This is a genomic window from Pseudomonas sp. PDM31, assembly GCF_019218965.1.
Lineage (GTDB): Bacteria > Pseudomonadota > Gammaproteobacteria > Pseudomonadales > Pseudomonadaceae > Aquipseudomonas.
On the sequence record NZ_JAHUWS010000013.1, the window covers coordinates 90,251 to 111,323 of the forward strand.

The window sequence follows — 21,073 nt, forward strand, 5'->3', positions numbered from 1 at the left end:
GGATGATTGACTGAAGAAGTAGACACGGTCCTGTGGCTGCTCAGGAGCAGGCCACTTTGCGCGGTTGCGACATCAATTGATCACGAAACTCCAGGTAGTGCCTGAGCACCTGCCCCGCAGCCTCGATCTGCGGGTAATGGCCGATGCCCGGCAAAACCACAGTGTCCGGCTCGGCAATCAGTTGCCGATAACGTTCGACCATATGCGCACCGGAGATCGGATCGACTTCGCCATCGATCACCCGCAACGGCACTTCACCACGCTGCATCGCTGTCACCCAACGGTCACGCCAGACTCGTCGTTCGGGGATGTAGCCGATCAATTTGTGCATGATCCGTGGCCCGCGATGGCTTTCCACCAGGCTCCAGAAGTCATCCATCTCGCTTTCGCTGGGGCGGGTGTGCGGCCCGAATATCTGCCGAAAACTCTTTACCAGTCCGTCCCGGCTGAAGGCGCGGCCGATCATCCAGCCCAACGGGCTGAGCAGCAGCTTTTGCACCAATACCGGACGATGGGTTTCAGGAAACAGGCCGCCGTTGAGAAACACGCAACTGGCCAGCATCACGCGCGATTCGTAATGCCTGGCCAGCAGTTCTTGCGCCACACTGTCGCCATAATCGTGGGCCAACAAGTGCACCGCTTGCTCGACCTTCAAATGCGCGAGTAGCGCCTCTTGCAGGTCCGCCTGCTCCAGCAGGCTGTATTCATGGTTCACCGGTTTGGCGGAATCACCGAAACCCAACATGTCGCAGGCAATCACACGAAAACGCTGGGCCAGCGGCTGCCAAAGGTAGTGCCAGTCCCAACTGGCTGTAGGAAAGCCATGAATGAGCAGCAGGGGCTCGCCCTGACCTGCCGTCCAGTAGCGGATGGCCTGCCCGCGGAATTCAAACATCTGGCTGCGTTTGCGCCAGACACACAGCGGGATCTCGGGGAGTTCCATCAGAGTTTGTAACCCGGGTCGAGTTTATCGAGTTTGCGCAGCAGCGCCGGCCAGGCCAACGCTCCGCCCATTCCTTGAGCACTTCGGGTAACGCCAGCAATCATCGCCTTGGCACCGGCCAGAACCTGTGGCTCGATGGCAATCAGTTCGGCACTGCCGTTTTGCGCCATGACCTGAATGTCACAGGCGCGCTGGAAGGTAAACATCATCAGAAACGTGTCGGCGATGGTGCTGCCGCAGGTCAGCAAACCGTGGTTATGCAACATCAGGAAGTTGTTTTCGCCCAGATCGGCCTGCAACCGCGCTTTTTCTTCATGGTTGAGTGCGACACCTTCATAGGGGTGATAAGCCAGGCTGGAAAGAACAAACAGTGCCTGCTGGCTGATTGGCACAATGCCCTGTTTCTGCGCCGATACGGCGACACCCGACGCCGTATGGGTATGCAACACGCAAACGACGTCGTGTCGCACTTCATGCACCGCGCTATGGATGGTGTACCCCGCCGGATTGATCTCGTAGGGGCTGTCCATCAGTTTGTTGCCCGCCTGATCGACCTTGACCAGGCTCGATGCGGTGATTTCGTCAAACATCAGCCCGAACGGGTTGATCAGGAAGTCTTCAGTGCCCGGCACCTTTGCCGAGATGTGGGTAAAAATCAGATCATCCCAGCCATGCTGCGCTACCAGTCGGTAACAGGCAGCGAGGTCGACGCGAGTTTGCCACTCGGCTGCACTGACCCGGTCTTTTACACGATTGGGGGATAAGACTGGAGCTATGTACACGGCCAGAAACCTCGGTCTTTTTATTATGGTGTGTATCCAATGATTACCGAGTCTAGTCCCCCGCAGGGTTCGTGTAGTTGCATTGGCAGCCAGCTTGATGGCCCGGCGAGTCAGTCGCTGTGGGAAACCGCATCGGTGTCAAAGTACCGACGCCAGTCATGGTCAGGTGGGCAGTGAATGCCTGGCCGCCAGAACCATGACTGCTTCTGCAATTGGGTGTCTCTCAGCCCTGCAAGGCGCTGATCAGTTGGGCTAGCCAAGGCTCGGCGTCCGTCTCCGGGGTCACGCTTTCGCTGGCATCCAGACGCAGCATCGGTACGACTTCACGAACGCCCATCTCGCTGAACAATTCCCGCATCAGTTCGCCGCCGCCGCAAAACGTATCGCCATAGCTGGCATCACCCAATCCGATCACGGCGCCCGGCAGGCCACGCCAGGCGGCGGGCAACTGGTCACGAATCGTCGAATACAGGGGTTGCAGGTTGTCCGGCAACTCGCCCATGCCTGTGGTCGAAGTCACTGCCAGAAAGGCTTGCGGGCCATAGGCCAGAACGTCTGCAAGCGTGCCTCGCGGGTTGTGCCAGGTGTCGAAACCGGCGGCTTGCAAAATGCTCGCTGCGTGGCGGGCAACTTCTTCCGCCGAGCCATAGACCGAGCCGGAAATGATGGCGACTTTCATCAATCTGAATCCTGATACCAAGTAGAGGACCGGGATATTAACAGCACGCTGTTGAATGTTCTTTTAGAATGCAATCGACAATCAATCACGAATGGATGCCACGATGATTAACGCGCAGCTTTTGCAGATGGTCATAAATGCCTCTAACGACGGCATCGTGATTGCCGAAAAGGAAGGCGATCAAGACAACATCCTGATTTACGTCAACCCGGCGTTCGAACGCCTGACAGGCTACACCAGTGAAGAAATCCTCTATCAGGACTGCCGCTTTCTGCAGTCCGGCGACCGGGATCAGGAAGCGCTGACATCTATTCGCGCCGCGCTGAAAGGCCAAGGATCCTGCCGGGAAATCCTCAGAAACTACCGCAAGGACGGCACGCCGTTCTGGAACGAATTGTCCCTTTCGACGGTGAAGAACCCCAACGACGGACAAACCTATTTCGTCGGCGTGCAGAAAGACGTCACCGCTCAGGTCAAGGCGCAACAGCGTGTGGTTCAGCTTGAAGCACAGGTGGCCGCGCTAAAGTCTGAGCTTGCAGCACTGCAGGCGACGAACGGTAGAAACAAAACCGAGAACTAATGGTCATTAACTATAATCACCAATGACTTTGTAATTATACCTTTCGAGTTGACCATGCATCGTGACGCGCTCCTGACCCAGGATGAGCTGGATTTCATCCAGACCATGCAACACAACCCGCAGCTAAATGTGCGGGATGCAACGTCGAGCCTGCTCGTCAACGGTGGATCGCAAATCCGTGACTTGCTCACCCGGCTGGCAGCGCATGAACAGGTGACCATTCAGGCGAGTTTCGAAAACCAGCAAATAGCCTTCCCCCTGCACCTGGTGGAAGACGAATTCCATGCCTTGCATTTACGCCTTGGTGTTCCTGCCATTTATGAAGACGGGCCGTTGGTCCGACCATGGCGGCTGGTGCTCAAGGAACCTGTGGCACTGGAGAACGCCACTGGCCAACCCGGCACAATGTGGGTGCATGAAGTGTCGTTCAAAGGGGTTTTGCTGGAAGTGCGCAACAAGACCAAACCGCCCAAGCATTTTGCCCTGTGGTTCAGCCCTTCGGGCTATGAGCGGATCGCGTTGCGCGGCACCTTTGAGAAAGAAACCGAACAGGGTTTCTACGCCTACCAATTGAACCAGAGTGATACCGACGAAACCGAACGCCTGCGCCAGTACATCCTGCAGCAGCATCGGCTGACTCACCCCGCCTTGCATCAATGACTGTCAAGTATCGAGATTGCCTGCCAGGAACTGATTCAGACGTTGGCACATGACATCGCCGTCGTGACCCAGGCAACCGATGGATGATCCGGCCAGTTCCTCTTCCGCCAAATCAGAAGCATCCCCGGCCAGCAACAACCGGCATTCCAGGCTCATGGCCAGGCGGTTCAAGCGCCGGGGCAAGTCGGCTGCCGGCAGGTGATTGGAGAACAACACCAGCGCCTCGGGCCTGATCCTTTCGCAGACCAGGGGCAGTTCGTCTAGCAACTGACCGATATTCAGTACTCGCACTCCCGCCTGCCCTACGCCAAGAAACAGCGAGGCAACCAGCAATTCCAGTTCCCGGCACTGGCCGGCCAGGGCGCCGACAATCACCCTTCGAGGATCTGTACCGCGATTCAACAGCAGTCGTTGCAGCACTCGATCCCGCAGGAAACCATCGAAGAACAGCCACTCGCTGGAGCCGCCGAATCTATCCTGGCGATGCAGCAATTGCTTCCAGACAGGCATCAGAATGTCTTGAAACACCACCGCTTGGGAATATGTGGAAAAGATCTGCCCGTAGATCCGCTCCAGCTGGATCTCGTCAAACGCGCTGACGGCAGCCTGAACCTGCTGCTGCCATTGCGCGTAGTCGGCTTGCACCAGGTCGTTGGGAATCAGATGCGCCAATGGCTGCAACGGAGCAGACCTGGCCAGTATCGTGCCAATCTTGCTGACAGCAACACCGCGCTCTATCCAGCCCAGAATACTGCGAACACGCTCAATATCGGTCATCGAATACAGGCGATGCCCACTTTCGGTGCGCGTGGGCACGATCAGCCCATGACGGCGCTCCCAGGCCCGGAGCGTGACCGGGTTGACTCCTGTCAGGCGCGCCACCTCGCGAATCGGAAACAACTCTTGCTGTTCCAGCGAAGCGGACACCTGTACACCTGAAGCAGCATCAGTGAGTACGGGCATCGGCGTTCTACGTCCATGTGTAGTTCGGCCCCCCATTTAACGCTCTTGCACCACTTTGATTCAAGCCATCGCTGCTCGAAAAACAACAAATACGAAAACAGGTAGAATACGGAATAGTCCTTGCTAGTCCCCAGAGGCAGCCCACCACCCCGGCGCTGTGCCTGGCGAAGTTCCTACCCGGAACATCGCAGACGTATTTACGGAGATACACAATGTCTACCTCACCCGTCACGCTGATGGTTGCTCGCCGCGTTGCCGATGGCCGCTATCAGGAGCTGATCGCCTGGTTGCGCGAAGGCGAACAACTGGCCACCGACTTCCCCGGCTATCTCGGCTCCGGCGTGCTTGCTCCGCCGCCCGACGATGACGAATTCCAGATCATCTTTCGCTTCGCCGACGAGCAGACCCTGCACGCCTGGGAGCACTCCGCTTCGCGCACTGCCTGGCTCGGACGTGGCAGCGATCTGTTCGCCCATCCAACCGAACATCGAGTAAGCGGTATCGAAGGCTGGTTCGGTGCGGCCGGTCAACGACCGCCACGCTGGAAACAGGCAGTGGCGATCTGGCTGGCATTTTTTCCGGTATCGATGCTGTTCAACTTTGTACTGGGCCCATTGCTCAGTGACATGGCATTGCTGCCCAAGGTGTTAGTCAGCACCCTGTGCCTGACGCCGATGATGGTGTACCTCTTCATTCCCCTCTCGACCCGGTTGCTGGCCAACTGGTTGAATGCCACGCCTGCACGCCACTTGCACGTCGAGCCCTCCACGCAAAATCATAGATAAACCTGCGGGAGCGAGCCTGCTCGCGATGAGGCCGCCACATTCAACATCAGTGGCGCCTGATCTACCGCCATCGCGAGCAGGCTGGCTCCCTCAGACGACGCACCCTCGATAGGTGAACACCGCCGCGCGCTGGTATAGTTTTGCTATTACCGCGACGTGAGCCGTTCATGACCTCTTCCGCAGCCCCCATTCTCATCACCGGCGCCGGCCAGCGTGTCGGCCTGCACTGCGCGCAACGATTGCTTGAAGACGGCCACCGGGTGATCTTCACCTACCGCACCGAGCGCCCGGGCGTGCGAGCCCTGCGCGATCTGGGGGCGACTGCACTGTTCGCGGATTTCTCCAGTGAAACCGGGATTTTCGCATTCATCCGCGACCTGAAAACCCATACCGACAGCCTGCGGGCGATTGTCCATAACGCTTCCGAATGGCTGGCCGAAACCCCCGACACCGATGCCGCAGCGTTCACGCGCATGTTCAGCGTGCACATGCTGGCGCCCTACCTGATCAACCTGCATTGCGCTGATTTGCTGCAACGCTCGACGCCGGCCGACATCGTGCACATCGGCGATGACGTGACCCGCAAGGGCAGCAGCAAGCACATTGGCTATTGCGCCAGTAAAGCCGGGCTCGACAGCCTGACCCTGTCCTTCGCCGCGAAGTACGCGCCAGGCATCAAGGTCAACGGCATCGCGCCAGCCCTGCTACTGTTCAATGCCGATGACGATGCGGCCTACCGCGCCAAGGCGCTAGCCAAATCCGCACTGGGCATTGAGCCTGGCAGCGAAGTGATCTACCAAAGCCTGCGCTATTTGCTCGATAACCCTTATGTGACCGGCACCACACTGACCGTCAACGGCGGACGGCACGTCAAATAACCGCCCCGCGAGGATGTTCCATGACGCTACCCCTGCCCCGGCAGTCCTTGTCCCAGAGCTATCGCGAGATCCTCATCGGCCTTGGTGAAAATCCCGAGCGCGAAGGCTTGCTCGATACACCGGCACGGGCGGCCAAAGCCATGCAGTACCTCTGCCACGGGTACGATCAAAGTATCGAAGAGATCGTCAACGGCGCGTTGTTCGCCTCGGACAACGATGAAATGGTCATCGTCGACAACATCGAACTGTATTCTCTGTGCGAACATCATCTGTTGCCCTTCATCGGCAAGGCTCATGTGGCTTATATTCCAACGGGCAAGGTGCTGGGCCTGTCGAAGATTGCGCGGTTGGTGGACATGTTCGCCCGTCGCCTGCAAATCCAGGAAAACCTCACTCGGCAAATTGCCGACGCGGTACAACAAGTGACCGGCGCGGCCGGCGTTGCGGTGGTCATCGAGGCGCAGCACATGTGCATGATGATGCGCGGCGTCGAAAAACAGAATTCGACCATGAACACCTCGGTGATGCTCGGCGCCTTCCGCGAGTCGAGCAACACCCGCCAGGAGTTCCTGCAATTGATTGGACGGAGCAAGAAGTAATGCCACAACTTCAACCAGGCATGGCACGCATCCGGGTCAAGGACCTGTGCCTGCGCACCTTCATCGGGATCAACGAGGATGAAATCCTCAACAAGCAGGATGTGTTGATCAACCTGACGATTCTGTATGCGGCGCAGGATGCCGTGCGTGACAACGATATCGATCACGCGTTGAATTACCGCACCATCACCAAAGCGATCATCGCGCACGTGGAAGGCAATCGATTCGCCTTGCTCGAACGCCTGACCCAGGAAATTCTCGATCTGGTCATGGCCAATGAATCGGTGCTGTACGCCGAAGTCGAGGTCGACAAACCTCATGCCCTGCGTTTTGCAGAGTCGGTGTCGATAACGCTCGCAGCGAGCCGTTAGCTTCAAGCGGCAAGCGGCAAGCTGTAAACTTCACCGCACCGCAATCCACTTGCAGCTCGAAGCTTGCCGCTCAAAGCTGTCTCGAAGAGACCCCCATGACCGATCAACAACGCCTGGAACTCGAAGCCGCCGCCTTTCGCCGGCTGGTGGCCCATCTGGACAGCCGCAAGGATGTACAGAACATCGACCTGATGAACCTCTCGGGGTTCTGCCGCAACTGCCTGTCGAAGTGGTACAAGGCCGCGGCTGACGAACGCCAGATCGACGTCAGCCTTGATGACGCCCGTGAAGTCGTCTACGGCATGCCGTACGCCGAGTGGAAAGCCCAATACCAGCAAGAAGCCAGCGCCGAACAACAAGCGGCGTTCGCCAAAGGAAAACCCAATGAGTGATTTGAACACCTTGCGCACCAGCCTGAAGAGCGGCGAACACGTTTTCGCCGATACCCTGGCGTTCATCGCCGCCGGCTATGACTATCAGCCTCAGGCATTCAACAACGGCGGTGTGGAAAACGCCGCCTTGCAAAACGAAGGTTCGTGCAAGACCCTGGGCCTGGCCCTGCTGGAAGGGTTGAGCGATGAAGAAGCGCTGTTGGCGTTTGGCGAGCATTACCGCTCGGTGCTGGCCACCCCTGAAGGCAGCGACCACGGCAATATCCGTGCATTGATCGCCAATGGGCTGGCCGGGGTGAAGTTCGCCCGGCAGCCCCTGACCCGCCGCTGATTCAACTTGTAGGAGCGAGCCTGCTCGCGATGAACCTGAGAACGCTGCGGGGTATCTGGCGCCCAGCGTTATCGTTAACGACCATCGCGAGCATGCTCGCTCCTACAGGGTCTGCGCCACATCGCCGCGATGAACCTGGGAATGCTGCAGGGTATCTGGCGCCCAGCGTAATCGTTCGCGAGCATCGCGAGCATGCTCGCTCCTGCAGGGTCTGCGCCACATCGCCGCGATGAACCTGGGAATGCTGCGGGGTATCTGGCGCCCAGCGTAATCGTTCGCGAGCATCGCGAGCAGGCTCGCTCCTACAGGGGTTGCGCCTGATCGAACAGCACATCCAGACTTTTAAGATTGATCCCGCCACTTTATTTCGTTTGTCCGGTAGCGCTGATCGCGGCTTAGATAAAAGAAGCCTCCCTTCTTTCGAGCCGGTCATCCATGAACAGCGAAAGCATCAGTCAGTCGATCAACATCGTTCACCCTGTCACGCTCAGCCACGGCAAAAATGCCGAGGTCTGGGACACCGATGGCAAACGCTACATCGACTTTGTCGGCGGCATCGGCGTGCTGAACCTCGGCCACTGCCATCCGCGTATCGTCCAGGCCATTGGCGAACAAGCGACAAAACTGACTCATTACGCTTTCAACGCTGCGCCCCATACGCCCTACATCGAGTTCATGGACCGCCTCTGCGCGTTTATCCCGGTGGATTACCCGGTCAGCGGAATGTTCACCAACAGCGGCGCCGAGGCGGCTGAAAACGCCTTGAAGATCGTTCGCGGCGCTACGGGTCGCACGGCAGTCGTCGCCTTTGATGGCGCCTTCCACGGTCGCACACTGGCCACCCTCAATCTCAACGGCAAAGTTGCCCCCTACAAACAGAAAGTCGGCGTGTTGCCCGGCCCGGTGTACCACCTGCCCTTCCCCAGCCAGGATAACGACGTGACCTGCGCCGAGGCCCTGAAGGCCATGGAGCGGTTGTTCAGCGTCGAGATCGATGTCGACGACGTGGCCTGTTTCATCGTCGAACCGGTGCAGGGTGAAGGCGGTTTCCTGGCCATGGACGTGCAATTCGCCCAGGCGCTGCGGCGCTTGTGCGACGAGAAGGGCATCCTGCTGATCGCCGATGAAATCCAGTCCGGCTTCGGCCGTACCGGGCAGCGCTTTGCCTTCTCGCGGCTGGGCATCGAGCCGGACCTGATCCTGCTGGGCAAAAGCATCGCCGGCGGCGTACCGCTGGGCGCGGTGGTCGGGCGCAAGGCACTGCTCGACAACTTGCCCAAGGGCGGACTCGGTGGCACCTATTCGGGCAACCCCATCGCGTGCGCTGCCGGGCTGGCGACGCTGGACGTAATGACCGACGCCAATCTGCAAGCCTGGGGTTCGCAGCAGGAGGAGGCGATTGTCAGCCGCTACCAATCCTGGCGCGATCGCAACCTGTCCCCCTACCTCGGACGCCTGACCGGCGTTGGCTCGATGCGTGGCATTGAACTGGCCAACGCCGACGGCACACCGGCCTCGGCGCAGTTGACGCAACTGCTGGGCCTGGCGCGGGAAGCCGGGTTGCTGCTGATGCCAAGTGGCAAGTCGCGGCACATTGTTCGGCTGTTGGCGCCGCTGACTACCGAGGCGGCGGTATTGGAGGAAGGCCTGGATATTCTTGAAGCGTGCCTGGCCAGACTGTCCTGACAACCTGATCCCTGTAGAAGCCGGCTTGCTGGCGAAGGCGGTGTGTCAGGCGAGCTCAATGTGGGTTGATGCACCGTCATCGCCGGCAAGCCGGCTCCCACATTAGGTCCGGAATGTAATCAGGCACTAAATTGTGGACAAAAAAAACCGGCCGAAGCCGGTTTTTTTACGAACACAGAATCAAGCGTTTTTCAGATTGTCGAGGTAGCGCTCTGCATCCAGTGCCGCCATGCAGCCGGCGCCGGCCGAGGTGATGGCCTGACGGTACACGTGGTCTGCTACGTCGCCAGCGGCGAAGATACCTTCAAGGTTGGTCGCAGTGGCGTTGCCGTCACGGCCGCCCTGCACGACCAGGTAGCCGTCTTTGAGGGTCAACTGGCCCTCGAACAGCGAAGTGTTCGGGGTGTGGCCGATGGCGATGAACACGCCGTCGACCTTGATTTCGTCGAAGCTGCCGTCGTTGTTCTTCAGACGCGCGCCGGTCACGCCCATGTTGTCGCCCAGGACTTCGTCCAGGGTCGCGTTCAGCTTCAGGATGATCTTGCCTTCGGCAACCCGGGCATTGAGCTTGTCGATCAGGATCTTCTCGGCGCGGAAGGTTTCGCGACGGTGGATCAGGGTCACGGTGCTGGCAATGTTGGCCAGGTACAGTGCTTCTTCCACCGCTGTGTTGCCACCACCGACCACGGCCACTGGCTTGTTGCGATAGAAGAAACCGTCGCAGGTAGCGCAGGCGGAAACGCCTTTGCCCATGAACGCTTCTTCCGATGGCAGGCCCAGGTAACGAGCGCTGGCACCGGTGGCGATGATCAGGGCATCACAGGTGTAGGTCGCGCTGTCACCGGTCAGGGTGTACGGCTTGGCAGCGAAGTCCACGGCATTGATGTGATCGAAAACGATCTCGGTTTCAAAACGCTCGGCGTGCTCTTTCATCCGCTCCATCAGCGCAGGGCCGGTCAGACCGTGGACATCGCCAGGCCAGTTGTCGACTTCGGTGGTGGTAGTCAGTTGACCGCCGGCCTGCATGCCGGTGATCAGCAGTGGCTTGAGGTTGGCACGGGCGGCATAGACCGCGGCGCTGTAACCGGCAGGGCCGGAACCGAGAATAATCACTCGCGAATGACGAACTTCAGACATGACCTGCTCCTGTTGACCGGCCCGGAACACCTGGCGCGGAACGCCGGATCGCCGGCGGGAATAAAAAAGAACGGTTGCAAGCACTTGAGGAAGGCTTGAACCCGACCGTCCTGTAAAAAGTTGGGTGCAGCGTATCGAGGGGGCGAAGATTAAGGAAATACCGAATAACAATCCAGCTCATAGGTGGTCTCTATTCCATCACCGTGACTAAAGGGACGTCTTTGTTACAGTGAATGTCGATACCGCCGCCGCGCTTTCACCTGCACCGCAAAGCCGGTAAGGTCGGCGCGTTTTCCCTCTGCTCGGAGCCCGTTATGCCCGCCCCCGTTCTGTCCGGCCCGCAATACCTGCGCGAAGGCCTCAAGCTGGTGCTGAGTCCCGGCCTGCGCCTGTTTGTGCTTTTGCCGCTGGCGATCAACCTGGTGCTGTTCGTCGGATTGATCTATCTGGCCGGTCATCAATTCAGCCTGTGGGTCGATGCGCTGATGCCGTCCCTGCCCGACTGGCTGAGTTTTCTCAGTTACATCCTCTGGCCGTTGTTCGTGGTTCTGGTGGGGTTGATGGTGTTCTTCACCTTCACCATGCTCGCCAACGTCATCGCCGCGCCGTTCAACGGTTTTCTCGCGGAGAAAGTCGAGGTGGTGGTACGCGGCACTGACGACTTCCCGGCTTTCAGCTGGGGCGAACTGGTCGCAATGGTTCCGCGAACATTGGCCCGGGAGATGCGCAAACTCGGCTACTTCCTGCCGCGGGCAATCGGGCTGTTCATCCTCTCGTTCATCCCGGTGCTGAACATCATTGCCGCGCCGCTATGGCTGCTGTTCGGGGTGTGGATGATGGCGATCCAGTACATCGACTACCCGGCGGACAACCACAAGCTGGGCTGGAACGAGATGCTCGCCTGGCTGCGCGAAAAGCGCTGGCAGAGCATGAGCTTTGGCGGGAGCGTTTATCTGGTGCTGCTGATCCCGGTGGTCAACATCCTGATGATGCCGGCCGCCGTGGCCGGGGCGACGCTGTTCTGGGTGCGTGAGCGCGGTGCCGAGAATCTGGTGGCCCAGCGCTAAGCGGTCGTCACAAATCCATCATCCCGACGTCACACTGACGACATGACCCCAATCGACACTGGGGTCATGACGACAACTCTGCATATCACCCTGATCACCGAAACCTTCCCACCGGAAATCAACGGCGTGGCCAACACCCTTGGCCGTTTGTGCGATGGCTTGCGCGCGCGCGGGCATCAGGTGGAGCTGGTACGACCGCGCCAGGGCTGTGACCAGCAACAGGGCAGCGACGATGAATTGATGTTGTGCCGGGGCTGGCCGCTGCCGGGCTATCCTGGCCTGCAGTGGGGCCAGTCGTCGATGCATAAGCTGTTGCGACGCTGGAAGCGTCATCGCCCGGACGTGCTGTACATCGCCACTGAAGGACCGCTGGGGTTGTCGGCATTGCGCGCCGCACGGCGCCTGGGTATTTCTGTGGTCAGTGGCTTTCACACCAATTTCCAGCAATACACCAGCGAGTACGGCCTTGGCCTGCTGACACGTTTGCTGACTCATTACTTGCGCTGGTTTCATAACCGCTCCAATTTGACCCTGGTACCCAGTGTCAGTCAGCGAATGGAACTGGAACGGCGTCATTTCGAACGCCTGGCCTTGCTGTCCAGGGGTGTCGACAGCCAATTGTTTCACCCCGCCAAACGCCTGAATGCCCTGCGCGAGCAATGGGGGTTGGCCGAGCAAGACATTGCCGTCATTCATGTCGGTCGTCTGGCTGTGGAAAAGAACCTCGGCTTGCTCAAACGTACATTTGACGCCCTCAAGACAAATTATCCACAGCACGTTCTCAAGCTGATCGTGGTCGGCGACGGCCCGCAGCGTCAGGAGCTGCAACGGGAACTGCCCGAGGCGGTTTTCTGCGGCGCCCAGCGTGGCGAAGCCCTGGCCTGCCATTACGCCTCGGGGGATGTGTTTTTGTTCCCGAGCCTGACCGAAACCTTCGGCAATGTGGTGCTTGAAGCGCTCGCCTCGGGGCTTGGGGTAGTGGCCTACGACCAGGCGGCGGCAGCCCAGCATATTCGGCATGGCTACAACGGAGTATTGGCTATGCCGGGGGATGAAGAGGCGTTCTGCGATGCAGCGGCGTGGTTGCTGGAGGAGCGCGAAGCGTTGCGCAATATCAGGCTCAATGCGCGACAGCATGCCAGTCGACAGGGTTGGGCGACGATTATCGAGCAATTCGAGGGGCAGTTGCGTGGGGCGTGTGCCGGGGAACTGGTGGTGCCGAATACACCGATTGTTCCCTGATTTTGTAGTGCCCTTTAGTCAGTCTTCGCGAGCAAGCCCGCTCCCACAGGTGACCGGATTATCTCAGAGAGATGAGGTCAAATGTGGGAGCGGGCTTGCTCGCGAAGGCGTAAGTCCAGACGTCGCTTAAACCAGCGTCATCAACGCCTCACGACTGAACGGCAGGATGTCTTCCTCGCGACCGTCACGTACTTTCTGCGCCCAGTCCGGGTCAACCAGCAAGGCACGACCGACCGCAACCAGGTCGAACTCATCGTTGTTCAGGCGCTCCAGCAGCTTCTCCAGGCTGGCAGGCTGCGCGACCTTGTCGGTGTTGACCATAAACTGCAGGAACTCGCCGTCCAGGCCGACGCTGCCCACAGTGATGGTTGGCTTGCCGGTGAGTTGGCGGGTCCAGCCTGCCAGGTTCAGCTCGGAACCGTCGAATTCCGGCTCCCAGAAACGGCGGGTCGAGCAGTGAAAAATATCCACACCCGCATCAGACAACGGCTTGAGGAACTCGCCCAGCGCCTCCGGGGTTTGTACCAGGCGCGCGGTGTAGTCCTGCTGTTTCCACTGCGAAAAGCGCAAGATAATCGGGAAATCTTCCCCGACTGCGGCACGCACCGCCTGAATCAGCTCGATGGCGAAGCGCGAACGGTTGGCCAGGCTGCCGCCGTATTCGTCGGTGCGCTGGTTGCTGCCTTCCCAGAAGAACTGGTCGACCAGATAACCGTGGGCGCCGTGGATTTCCACGCCGTCCATGCCGATGCTCTGGGCATCCTTGGCAGCCTGGGCAAACGCGGCGATCACCTCCTGGATATCTTGTTTAGTCATGCCGTGAACCACGACCTGGCCGTCCTTCACTTTTTCCGACGGGCCGTAACCCGGCACGCTGGCGTCCGGCTCGGTGCCGATGCGACGCACGCTGCCCACATGCCACAGTTGCGGAACGATCTTGCCGCCTTCGGCGTGGACCGCGTCGACGACTTTTTTCCAGCCGGCCAGAGCCGCTTCACCGTAGAAATGCGGAACGTTCGGGTAACCGTTAGAAGCCTGGTGCCCGACGGTGGTGCCTTCGGTGATGATCAGGCCGACGCCCGCAGCGGCGCGACGACGGTAGTATTCGATCACTTTGGAATTAGGGACGCCACCTGGGGAAAACGAGCGGGTCATCGGCGCCATGACGACGCGGGTCGGCAATTGGAGGGTGCCGAGGTGGAACGGTTTGAACAGGGCTTTTACTGGCATGGGACGCTCCACGGAAGAATGACTTTATGACAGCCATAATATTGCGTCCGCAAAGCATTTAACAGCATTATTGATTTTGGTGATTAAGGCTCAAAAGGTAACGAATAACGTTGTAGTAGCGAGCCTGCTCGCGATAAACCTGAGAACGCCGTGGGGTGTCAGTTACCCCGCGTTATCGTTCACGACCATCGCGCGCATGCTCGCTCCTCCAGGGGGACGTCAGCTCAGGGCTTTTTCAATCGCATGGACAATGGTCGGATCATCCGGCGCCGTGCGCGGCGAGAAACGCGCCAGTACGCGGCCGTCCTTGCCCAACAGGAACTTCTCGAAGTTCCAGGTGATGTCGCCGGGGAACTCCGCGCCCTCTCCCGCCAGCAGGCGGTACAACTGATGACGCTCGTGTCCGTTGACTTCCAGCTTGCTGGATAACGGAAAGGTCACGCCATAGTTGAGGCTGCAGAAATCCTTGATCTCCTGCTCGCTACCCGGTTCCTGCCCGGCAAACTGGTTGCAGGGCAAGCCCAGCACGCTGAAGCCTTTGGCCTTGTATTGCTGGTAAAGGTTTTCCAGCGCTGCGTACTGCGGAGTCAGGCCACATTTGGACGCGACGTTAACCACCAGCACAACTTGCCCTTTGAAGGGCGCCAGTGGTAGCTCCTGTCCATCCAGGGCTGTCAATTTAAGGTCGTGAAAAGCACTCATCGCGTACTCCAGATTCCCGTGTTCTTCTCGAAACAGCCACTTGGCGGTGTCGCCGGGACGACCGCAGACTAAAAAGGCGCCCTCGGGGCGCCTCTCCAGTTATCTGAGCTTAGCGCAGAAATCAGTGGTGATGGCCACCTTCGCCATGGACGTGACCATGAGCGATTTCTTCCTGGCTGGCATCACGGATGTTGATGATCTTGACCTGGAAATTCAGGCGCTGACCAGCCAACGGGTGGTTGCCGTCAACGGTAACGTCGTCGCCATCGAGGTCGCGAATGGTCACGATCTGCATCTGGCCGTCCGGAGCGGAAGCGTGGAACTGCATGCCCACTTCCAGTTCATCGACGCCTTCGAACATGCTGCGGCTCAGGGTGCTGACCAGTTCGGCAGCGTATTCGCCGTAAGCGTCTTCAGGTTCAACGGCTACAGTCAGTTCGTCGCCGACGGCCTTGCCTTCCAGTGCCTTTTCCAGGCCCGGGATGATATTGCCTGCACCTTGCAGGTAAACCAGCGGCGCGCCGCCGGCGGAGCTGTCGATGACCTCACCAGCGTCGTTGGTCAGGGTATAGTCGATGGAGACAGCCTTATTGGCGGCGATCAGCATGGGGCGAGACCTTTTGCATAAGAAATTTGAAAGACCAAGTTTAGCGAAGCCATCGCCCGAAAGCGAACACAACCCGGACAGACGGGGTGTGACGATCACAGGCTTCCATCAGGACGAGGACGGGCACTGGGTGGCCGAGCTTTCCTGCGGCCATACCCAACACCTGCGGCATCAGCCGCCGTGGCAATCCCGGGCCTGGGTCATGGACCCTGCGCAACGCCAGGAAAAAATAGGCCAGCCCTTTGCTTGCGGTTGGTGCGCACAAGGCTCGGTTAGCGATAATCTTGACCACTGAATTTCGGTAGAGGGCCAGTCATAGGCCGTCACCATTGCCATGCACCTCAAGAGAATCCGCATGCAAACTTTTTTTATCGCCCCCACCGATTTTGGCGTGGGTCTGACCTCCATCAGCCTCGGGCTGGTGCGCACCCTTGAGCGGGCCGGCCTGAAAGTCGGCTTCTTCAAGCCGATTGCCCAGCCCCATCCCGGCGACACCGGGCCCGAGCGCTCCACCGAGCTGGTGGCCCGCACCCACGGGCTCAAACCACCACAGCCTTTGGGCCTGGCCCATGTCGAGCGCATGCTGGGCGATGGTCAACTGGACGAATTGCTCGAAGAGATCATCACGCTCTATCAGCAGGCCGCCATCGGCAAGGACGTGCTGATCGTCGAAGGCATGGTGCCGACCCGCAGCGCCAGCTACGCCGCACGGGTCAACCTGCATCTGGCCAAGAGCCTCGACGCCGAGGTGATTCTGGTCTCGGCACCGGAAAACGAAGTGCTGACCGAACTGTCCGGCCGCGTGGAATTGCAGGCGCAATTGTTCGGTGGCCCGAAGGACCCGAAAGTCCTTGGCGTGATTCTCAACAAGGTCAAGACCGACGAGAGCATGGAGGCGTTCGCCGCACGGCTGAAGGAACATTCGCCACTGTTGCGCAGCGGCGATTTCCGCCTGCTGGGCTGCATTCCGTTCCAGCCGGAATTGAACGCGCCGCGCACCCGCGACGTAGCCGACCTGATGGGCGCGCAAGTGCTCAACGCCGGCGACTACGAAACCCGACGCATGACCAAAATCATCATTTGCGCGCGCACCATGCGCAACACTGTGGAGCTGCTCAAGCCCGGCGTGCTGGTGGTAACCCCCGGCGATCGCGACGACATCATCCTCGCCGTCAGCCTCGCGGCGATGAATGGCGTGCCTCTGGCCGGCCTGTTGCTGACCAGCGACACCCTGCCCGACCCGCGCATCATGGACCTGTGCCGAGGCGCCTTGCAGGCTGGCCTGCCGGTGTTGTCGGTGAGCACCGGCTCCTACGACACCGCCAACCAGTTGAACGGCCTGAACAAGGAGATCCCCATCGATGACCGCGAGCGCGCGGAGATCATCACCGATTTCGTCGCCAGCCATCTGGACGCCAACTGGCTGCACCAGCGCTGCGGCACACCTCGGGAGATGCGCCTGTCGCCGGCGGTATTCCGCTATCAATTGATCCAGCGCGCCCAAGGCGCCAACAAGCGCATCGTCCTGCCCGAAGGCAGCGAGCCGCTGACCGTGCAGGCCGCGGCGATCTGCCAGGCGCGCGGCATCGCTCGCTGCGTGTTGCTGGCCAAACCCGAAGACGTGCAGGCGGTCGCTCGCGCCCAGGGCATCGAGCTGCCGCCGGGGCTGGAAATCCTCGATCCGGATTTGATCCGCGAGCGCTACGTCGAACCCATGGTCGCCCTGCGCAAAAGCAAGAGCCTCAACGCGCCAATGGCCGAGCAGCAACTGGAAGACACCGTGGTGATCGGCACCATGATGCTGGCGCTGGATGAGGTCGACGGCCTGGTATCGGGTGTCATTCACTCCACCGCCAACACCATCCGCCCGGCCCTGCAGCTGATCAAGACCGCGCCCGGCTGCACCTTGGTGTCGTCGGTGTTCTTCATGCTGTTTCCCGAAGAAGTGCTGGTCTATGGCGACTGCGTCATGAACCCGCACCCGAGCGCGAGTGAACTGGCCGAGATTGCCCTGCAAAGCGCCGACTCGGCCGCTGCGTTCGGCATCACGCCACGGGTGGCTATGATCAGCTACTCCAGCGGTGATTCGGCCAGTGGCGAAGAAGTCGAAAAAGTGCGCGAGGCCACCCTGCTCGCCCACGAACAGCAAAATTCACTGCTGATCGATGGCCCGTTGCAGTACGACGCCGCCGCCAACGAAACCGTGGCCCGGCAACTGGCGCCGAACAGCCAGGTGGCCGGTCGCGCCACGGTATTCGTGTTCCCCGACCTCAACACCGGCAACACCACTCACAAAGCCGTGCAGCGCAGCGCCGACTGCGTCAGCCTCGGGCCGATGCTGCAAGGCCTGCGCAAACCGGTGAACGACCTGCCGCGCGGCGCGCAGGTCGACGACATCGTCTATACCATCGCACTGACCGCGATTCAGGCTGCCAACCGACCTATGGATATTTAAATGCTGGATTTTCTACCTGCACCGCTGCGAGGCGTGATCGCCTCTGTGCTGTTGGCTCTGAACACGATATTGCTCTGCACCTTTCTGTTCTGCGTGGCGCTGTTGAAAGCCTTGCCGTTCGCCCTTACCCGGCGTTTCGCACACTGGCTGATGAGCCATACCCACGAAGCCTGGATCAGCAACAATAAAGGCTGGATGAATCTGGTGCGCCGTACCCGTTGGCACATCAGTGGCCTGCAAGGTCTCGACTATCAACACTCCTACCTGATCACCAGCAACCACCAGAGCTGGGTCGACATCCTCGTGCTGCAATACGTGCTCAACCGCCGCATCCAGCCGTTGAAGTTCTTTCTCAAGCAAGAGCTGATCTGGGTCCCTGTGATCGGCCTGGCCTGGTGGGCGCTCGATTTTCCGTTCATGAAGCGCTACTCCAAGGCTTATCTGGAAAAGCACCCGGAGAAGAAAGGCAAGGACCTGGAAACCACCCGCAAGACGTGCGCGAAATTTCGCCATAACCCGGTGGGGATTTTCAATTTCGTCGAAGGCACGCGCTTCACCGAGGGCAAGCACGCCCAGCAAAAGTCACCGTTCAAGTACTTGCTCAAACCCAAGGCTGGCGGCATTGCATTCGTGCTGGATGCCATGGGTGAGCAATTGGAATCCATCGTCAACGTGACTATTCACTACCCCGCCGGACGTCCCGGTTTCTGGGATTTACTGTGCGGGAATGTCGCGGATGTGGTGGTGCATTTTGAGGAACTGAAGATTCCGCCGCAGTTCATTGGCAAGAACTACGATCAGGATGGGGAATACCGACTGCAGTTCCAAGGCTGGATCAACCAGTTGTGGGAAGACAAGGATGCGTTGTTGGGGCAAATGCATCGGGAATACCCAGACCGCCGCTGAACCAATGTGGGAGCGGGCTTGCTCGCGAAAGCGGCGCATCAGTCGGCATCAACGTTGAATGTTCGTCCGTATTCGCGAGCAAGCCCGCTCCCACAGTTGACCGGGTCGACCTGAAATAAAAAACCCGCCGTTGATCACTCGTCGGCGGGTTATTCATTTCTGGCTAAGACTTAGATCGCGCCACGGCTACGCAACAGATCCAGCACCTGCTTCACGCCCTCTTCCAGCGAAACAGACTGGGTGTCGATCACCAGATCGGCATCCAGCGGCACATCGTACGGGAAGGATTCGCCCGGGATGTTGTCCCCGGCGGCCGCGTACAGGCCTTGCGGGTCACGCTCGGCACAGACCGCCGGCGAGGCCTGGACGTAGACCGTCACCAGACGCTCCTTGCCGATCAGGTCCTTGGCCTGTTCACGACCTTCAGCACTCGGCGCAACGAATGCGGCGAGGGTCAGCAGGCCGGCTTCGTTGAACTGACGGGCGACGTGGGCCGCACGACGCCAGTTCTCGGTACGCCCGGCGCGATCCTGCGGCAGACCTTTGTTGAGGTCGTGACGCAGGTTCTGGCCATCGAGCACAAACACCGCACGGCCCAGGTCGAACAGCTTGCGCTCGACGGCGTAAGCCAGAGTGCTCTTGCCCGCGCCCGACAGGCCGCTGAACAATACGGTGGCCGGTTGCTGGCCGAAGCGCTGAGCGCGCTCTTCGGTAGCGACGTGAGCCAGTTTGCCGTGGTGCGTGCTGGTGCCGTGGGCCAAAGGCTGGGCGACGATCATGCCAGCGCCAACGGTGCCGTTGGTCAACCGGTCAATGATGATGAACGCGCCGGTGGTGCGGTTGCTGTCGTAACCGTCGAGGGCAATCGGCGCGTCGAGCGCGATCCTGACCTTGCCGATTTCGTTCAGCTGCAATGCGCTGGCCGGACCTTCTTCCAAAGTATTGACGTCGACCTTGTTGACGATGCTGGCAATCGAGCCCGGCACGTAACTGGTGGCGCGCTTGATGTCGTACTTCTTGCCCGGCAGCATCGGCTCTTCAGCCATCCACACCAGCATCGCTTCGAAGCTGTCGGTGACTGGCGGAACGTTGTCGGCATGCACCAACAGGTCGCCACGGGAGATATCGATCTCGTCTTCCATGGTCAGCGTTACAGCCTGGCCAGGACCTGCGTGCTCCAGTTCGCCTTCGAAGGTGACGATGGACTTCACGCGGCTGCTCTTGCCCGAAGGCAGGACCACGACTTCGTCGCCTTTCTTGACGATGCCGCTGGCCAGGGTGCCGGCGAAACCACGGAAGTTCAGGTTTGGACGGTTGACGTACTGCACCGGGAAACGCAGGTCGGTAAAGTTGCGATCGCCCGCCACTTCCACGGTCTCGAGGATTTCCATCAGCGATTGGCCGGTGTACCACGGCGAGCGCTCGGACTTGTTCACCACGTTGTCGCCCTTGAGGGCAGACATCGGCACGAAGTGCATGCTGGTCGGCTTGAGCTTCAGGCCTTCGGCGAACGCCAGGTAGTCGGCCTTGATCGACTCGAACACGCCCTGGTCGAAGCCCTTGAGGTCCATCTTGTTGATGGCCACAACGATATGCTTGATGCCCAGCAACGAGGCGATGAAGCTGTGGCGACGGGTCTGGGTCTGCACGCCGTAACGGGCGTCGACCAGGATGATCGCCAGGTCACAGGTGGACGCACCGGTGGCCATGTTGCGGGTGTACTGCTCATGGCCGGGGGTGTCGGCGATGATGAATTTGCGCTTGGCGGTGGAGAAATAGCGGTACGCGACATCGATGGTGATGCCTTGCTCACGCTCGGCCTGCAGGCCGTCGACCAGCAATGCCAGGTCGATGTCTTCGCCGGTGGTGCCGACTTTTTTCGAGTCGCGGGTAATGGCTTCCAGGTGATCTTCGTAGATCATCTTGGAGTCGTGCAGCAGGCGCCCGATCAGGGTGCTCTTGCCGTCATCGACGTTACCGCAGGTCAGAAAGCGCAGCAGCTCTTTACGTTCGTGCTGGCCCAGGTAGGCGAGGATGTCCTCGCTGATCAAATCAGATACGTGCGACATGACAACCCC

At 59.7% G+C, this 21,073-nt stretch carries 23 protein-coding genes; 14 read left to right on the forward strand and 9 right to left on the reverse strand.

The genetic code is table 11. The features are described from left to right. Positions 1–40: 40 nt before the first annotated feature. The 3 genes from KW839_RS22950 to KW839_RS22960 all read right to left on the reverse strand — a co-directional run bounded on the left by KW839_RS22950 (position 41) and on the right by KW839_RS22960 (position 2,404). Positions 41–943 carry an alpha/beta fold hydrolase gene (locus KW839_RS22950; RefSeq protein ID WP_218425602.1) on the reverse strand — a complete coding sequence of 301 codons (903 nt, stop codon included), beginning with the start codon at positions 941–943 and terminating at the stop codon, positions 41–43. Then, positions 943–1,719, reverse strand: coding sequence for a class II aldolase/adducin family protein (locus tag KW839_RS22955; protein ID WP_371318102.1), 777 nt, complete (start codon positions 1,717–1,719; stop codon positions 943–945). Before KW839_RS22955 ends, KW839_RS22950 begins: the two co-directional genes overlap by 1 nt. 229 nt (positions 1,720–1,948) lie before the next feature. After that, complete coding sequence (locus KW839_RS22960) at positions 1,949–2,404, reverse strand: flavodoxin (protein ID WP_060543013.1); 456 nt, start codon at positions 2,402–2,404, stop codon at positions 1,949–1,951. 103 nt (positions 2,405–2,507) lie between these two features. Here KW839_RS22960 and KW839_RS22965 point away from each other — a divergent pair, with 103 nt between their 5' ends. Beyond that, positions 2,508–2,984 carry a PAS domain-containing protein gene (locus KW839_RS22965; protein WP_218425631.1) on the forward strand — a complete coding sequence of 159 codons (477 nt, stop codon included), beginning with the start codon at positions 2,508–2,510 and terminating at the stop codon, positions 2,982–2,984. 54 nt (positions 2,985–3,038) lie between these two features. After that, positions 3,039–3,644, forward strand: a complete 606-nt coding sequence (locus KW839_RS22970; protein WP_218425603.1) for a hypothetical protein — start codon at positions 3,039–3,041, stop codon at positions 3,642–3,644. 3 nt (positions 3,645–3,647) lie between these two features. On the opposite strand, the gene KW839_RS22975 is transcribed toward KW839_RS22970, so the two are convergent. Next, a complete protein-coding gene (locus tag KW839_RS22975; protein WP_218425604.1) occupies positions 3,648–4,607 on the reverse strand; it encodes a MerR family transcriptional regulator in 960 nt (319 codons plus the stop codon). A 212-nt stretch (positions 4,608–4,819) separates the two neighbouring features. On the opposite strand from KW839_RS22975, the gene KW839_RS22980 reads away from it, so the two are divergent. From KW839_RS22980 to KW839_RS23010, 7 genes are all read left to right on the forward strand, one after another. Next, positions 4,820–5,392 carry an antibiotic biosynthesis monooxygenase gene (locus KW839_RS22980; RefSeq protein WP_060543009.1) on the forward strand — a complete coding sequence of 191 codons (573 nt, stop codon included), beginning with the start codon at positions 4,820–4,822 and terminating at the stop codon, positions 5,390–5,392. A 167-nt stretch (positions 5,393–5,559) separates the two neighbouring features. After that, the gene (gene folM, locus KW839_RS22985; protein ID WP_218425605.1) at positions 5,560–6,270 is read left to right on the forward strand and encodes a dihydromonapterin reductase; all 711 of its coding nucleotides are present in this window, start codon (positions 5,560–5,562) and stop codon (positions 6,268–6,270) included. 20 nt (positions 6,271–6,290) lie between these two features. Further along, positions 6,291–6,869, forward strand: coding sequence for a GTP cyclohydrolase I FolE (folE, locus tag KW839_RS22990; RefSeq protein ID WP_060543007.1), 579 nt, complete (start codon positions 6,291–6,293; stop codon positions 6,867–6,869). Continuing rightward, entirely contained in the window at positions 6,869–7,240 is a 372-nt protein-coding gene (gene folX / locus KW839_RS22995; RefSeq protein ID WP_059403284.1) for a dihydroneopterin triphosphate 2'-epimerase, read from the forward strand. Before folE ends, folX begins: the two co-directional genes overlap by 1 nt. Before the next feature lie 95 nt (positions 7,241–7,335). Further along, complete coding sequence (locus KW839_RS23000) at positions 7,336–7,632, forward strand: DUF1244 domain-containing protein (RefSeq protein WP_007944633.1); 297 nt, start codon at positions 7,336–7,338, stop codon at positions 7,630–7,632. Continuing rightward, positions 7,625–7,963: a HopJ type III effector protein gene (locus tag KW839_RS23005; RefSeq protein WP_218425606.1), complete on the forward strand. Its 339-nt coding sequence runs from the start codon at positions 7,625–7,627 to the stop codon at positions 7,961–7,963. The genes KW839_RS23000 and KW839_RS23005 overlap by 8 nt, the downstream gene beginning before the upstream one ends. 435 nt (positions 7,964–8,398) lie before the next feature. Then, positions 8,399–9,649, forward strand: a complete 1,251-nt coding sequence (locus KW839_RS23010) for an aspartate aminotransferase family protein (protein ID WP_060543005.1) — start codon at positions 8,399–8,401, stop codon at positions 9,647–9,649. Between the two features lie 180 nt (positions 9,650–9,829). On the opposite strand, the gene trxB is transcribed toward KW839_RS23010, so the two are convergent. Beyond that, positions 9,830–10,786 carry a thioredoxin-disulfide reductase gene (gene trxB, locus KW839_RS23015; protein ID WP_218425607.1) on the reverse strand — a complete coding sequence of 319 codons (957 nt, stop codon included), beginning with the start codon at positions 10,784–10,786 and terminating at the stop codon, positions 9,830–9,832. Between the two features lie 314 nt (positions 10,787–11,100). Here trxB and cysZ point away from each other — a divergent pair, with 314 nt between their 5' ends. Next, positions 11,101–11,853: a sulfate transporter CysZ gene (gene cysZ, locus KW839_RS23020; protein WP_060543003.1), complete on the forward strand. Its 753-nt coding sequence runs from the start codon at positions 11,101–11,103 to the stop codon at positions 11,851–11,853. Between the two features lie 42 nt (positions 11,854–11,895). Then, entirely contained in the window at positions 11,896–13,095 is a 1,200-nt protein-coding gene (locus KW839_RS23025; protein ID WP_218425608.1) for a glycosyltransferase family 1 protein, read from the forward strand. Positions 13,096–13,221: 126 nt separating this feature from the next. On the opposite strand, the gene KW839_RS23030 is transcribed toward KW839_RS23025, so the two are convergent. The 3 genes from KW839_RS23030 to KW839_RS23040 form a co-directional block, all read right to left on the reverse strand. Next, on the reverse strand, positions 13,222–14,325 hold the full coding sequence (locus KW839_RS23030) for an NADH:flavin oxidoreductase (RefSeq protein WP_218425609.1): 1,104 nt from the start codon (positions 14,323–14,325) through the stop codon (positions 13,222–13,224). Between the two features lie 219 nt (positions 14,326–14,544). Next, complete coding sequence (locus KW839_RS23035) at positions 14,545–15,027, reverse strand: glutathione peroxidase (protein WP_060543000.1); 483 nt, start codon at positions 15,025–15,027, stop codon at positions 14,545–14,547. 121 nt (positions 15,028–15,148) lie between these two features. Then, on the reverse strand, positions 15,149–15,634 hold the full coding sequence (locus KW839_RS23040) for a peptidylprolyl isomerase (RefSeq protein WP_008054392.1): 486 nt from the start codon (positions 15,632–15,634) through the stop codon (positions 15,149–15,151). Here KW839_RS23040 and KW839_RS23045 point away from each other — a divergent pair. From KW839_RS23045 to KW839_RS23055, 3 genes are read left to right on the forward strand one after another with little or no spacing between them, the layout of a single operon-like run. Next, positions 15,603–15,929 (forward strand): DUF3565 domain-containing protein, encoded by a 327-nt coding sequence (locus KW839_RS23045; RefSeq protein ID WP_082457590.1) that lies wholly within the window; start codon positions 15,603–15,605, stop codon positions 15,927–15,929. The genes KW839_RS23040 and KW839_RS23045 overlap by 32 nt on opposite strands. 60 nt (positions 15,930–15,989) lie before the next feature. Further along, on the forward strand, positions 15,990–18,089 hold the full coding sequence (pta, locus tag KW839_RS23050; protein ID WP_060542999.1) for a phosphate acetyltransferase: 2,100 nt from the start codon (positions 15,990–15,992) through the stop codon (positions 18,087–18,089). After that, positions 18,090–18,995, forward strand: coding sequence for an acyltransferase (locus KW839_RS23055; RefSeq protein WP_218425610.1), 906 nt, complete (start codon positions 18,090–18,092; stop codon positions 18,993–18,995). Between the two features lie 170 nt (positions 18,996–19,165). Here the strand turns inward: KW839_RS23055 and cysN are convergent, their stop codons facing one another. Beyond that, positions 19,166–21,064, reverse strand: coding sequence for a sulfate adenylyltransferase subunit CysN (gene cysN, locus KW839_RS23060; RefSeq protein ID WP_060542997.1), 1,899 nt, complete (start codon positions 21,062–21,064; stop codon positions 19,166–19,168). Between the last annotated feature and the right edge of the window lie 9 nt (positions 21,065–21,073).

Excerpts from the sequence above, each read along its gene's own strand:
- KW839_RS22950 (WP_218425602.1), bottom strand. The coding sequence starts at position 943 with ATGGAACTCCCCGAGATCCCGCTGTGTGTCTGGCGCAAACGCAGCCAG.
- KW839_RS22960 (WP_060543013.1), bottom strand. The coding sequence starts at position 2,404 with ATGAAAGTCGCCATCATTTCCGGCTCGGTCTATGGCTCGGCGGAAGAA.
- KW839_RS22965 (WP_218425631.1), top strand. The coding sequence starts at position 2,508 with ATGATTAACGCGCAGCTTTTGCAGATGGTCATAAATGCCTCTAACGAC.
- KW839_RS22970 (WP_218425603.1), top strand. The coding sequence starts at position 3,039 with ATGCATCGTGACGCGCTCCTGACCCAGGATGAGCTGGATTTCATCCAG.
- KW839_RS22975 (WP_218425604.1), bottom strand. The coding sequence starts at position 4,607 with ATGCCCGTACTCACTGATGCTGCTTCAGGTGTACAGGTGTCCGCTTCG.
- KW839_RS22980 (WP_060543009.1), top strand. The coding sequence starts at position 4,820 with ATGTCTACCTCACCCGTCACGCTGATGGTTGCTCGCCGCGTTGCCGAT.
- folM (WP_218425605.1), top strand. The coding sequence starts at position 5,560 with ATGACCTCTTCCGCAGCCCCCATTCTCATCACCGGCGCCGGCCAGCGT.
- folE (WP_060543007.1), top strand. The coding sequence starts at position 6,291 with ATGACGCTACCCCTGCCCCGGCAGTCCTTGTCCCAGAGCTATCGCGAG.
- folX (WP_059403284.1), top strand. The coding sequence starts at position 6,869 with ATGCCACAACTTCAACCAGGCATGGCACGCATCCGGGTCAAGGACCTG.
- KW839_RS23000 (WP_007944633.1), top strand. The coding sequence starts at position 7,336 with ATGACCGATCAACAACGCCTGGAACTCGAAGCCGCCGCCTTTCGCCGG.
- KW839_RS23005 (WP_218425606.1), top strand. The coding sequence starts at position 7,625 with ATGAGTGATTTGAACACCTTGCGCACCAGCCTGAAGAGCGGCGAACAC.
- KW839_RS23010 (WP_060543005.1), top strand. The coding sequence starts at position 8,399 with ATGAACAGCGAAAGCATCAGTCAGTCGATCAACATCGTTCACCCTGTC.
- trxB (WP_218425607.1), bottom strand. The coding sequence starts at position 10,786 with ATGTCTGAAGTTCGTCATTCGCGAGTGATTATTCTCGGTTCCGGCCCT.
- cysZ (WP_060543003.1), top strand. The coding sequence starts at position 11,101 with ATGCCCGCCCCCGTTCTGTCCGGCCCGCAATACCTGCGCGAAGGCCTC.
- KW839_RS23025 (WP_218425608.1), top strand. The coding sequence starts at position 11,896 with ATGACCCCAATCGACACTGGGGTCATGACGACAACTCTGCATATCACC.
- KW839_RS23030 (WP_218425609.1), bottom strand. The coding sequence starts at position 14,325 with ATGCCAGTAAAAGCCCTGTTCAAACCGTTCCACCTCGGCACCCTCCAA.
- KW839_RS23035 (WP_060543000.1), bottom strand. The coding sequence starts at position 15,027 with ATGAGTGCTTTTCACGACCTTAAATTGACAGCCCTGGATGGACAGGAG.
- KW839_RS23045 (WP_082457590.1), top strand. The coding sequence starts at position 15,603 with ATGGAGACAGCCTTATTGGCGGCGATCAGCATGGGGCGAGACCTTTTG.
- KW839_RS23040 (WP_008054392.1), bottom strand. The coding sequence starts at position 15,634 with ATGCTGATCGCCGCCAATAAGGCTGTCTCCATCGACTATACCCTGACC.
- pta (WP_060542999.1), top strand. The coding sequence starts at position 15,990 with ATGCAAACTTTTTTTATCGCCCCCACCGATTTTGGCGTGGGTCTGACC.
- KW839_RS23055 (WP_218425610.1), top strand. The coding sequence starts at position 18,090 with ATGCTGGATTTTCTACCTGCACCGCTGCGAGGCGTGATCGCCTCTGTG.
- cysN (WP_060542997.1), bottom strand. The coding sequence starts at position 21,064 with ATGTCGCACGTATCTGATTTGATCAGCGAGGACATCCTCGCCTACCTG.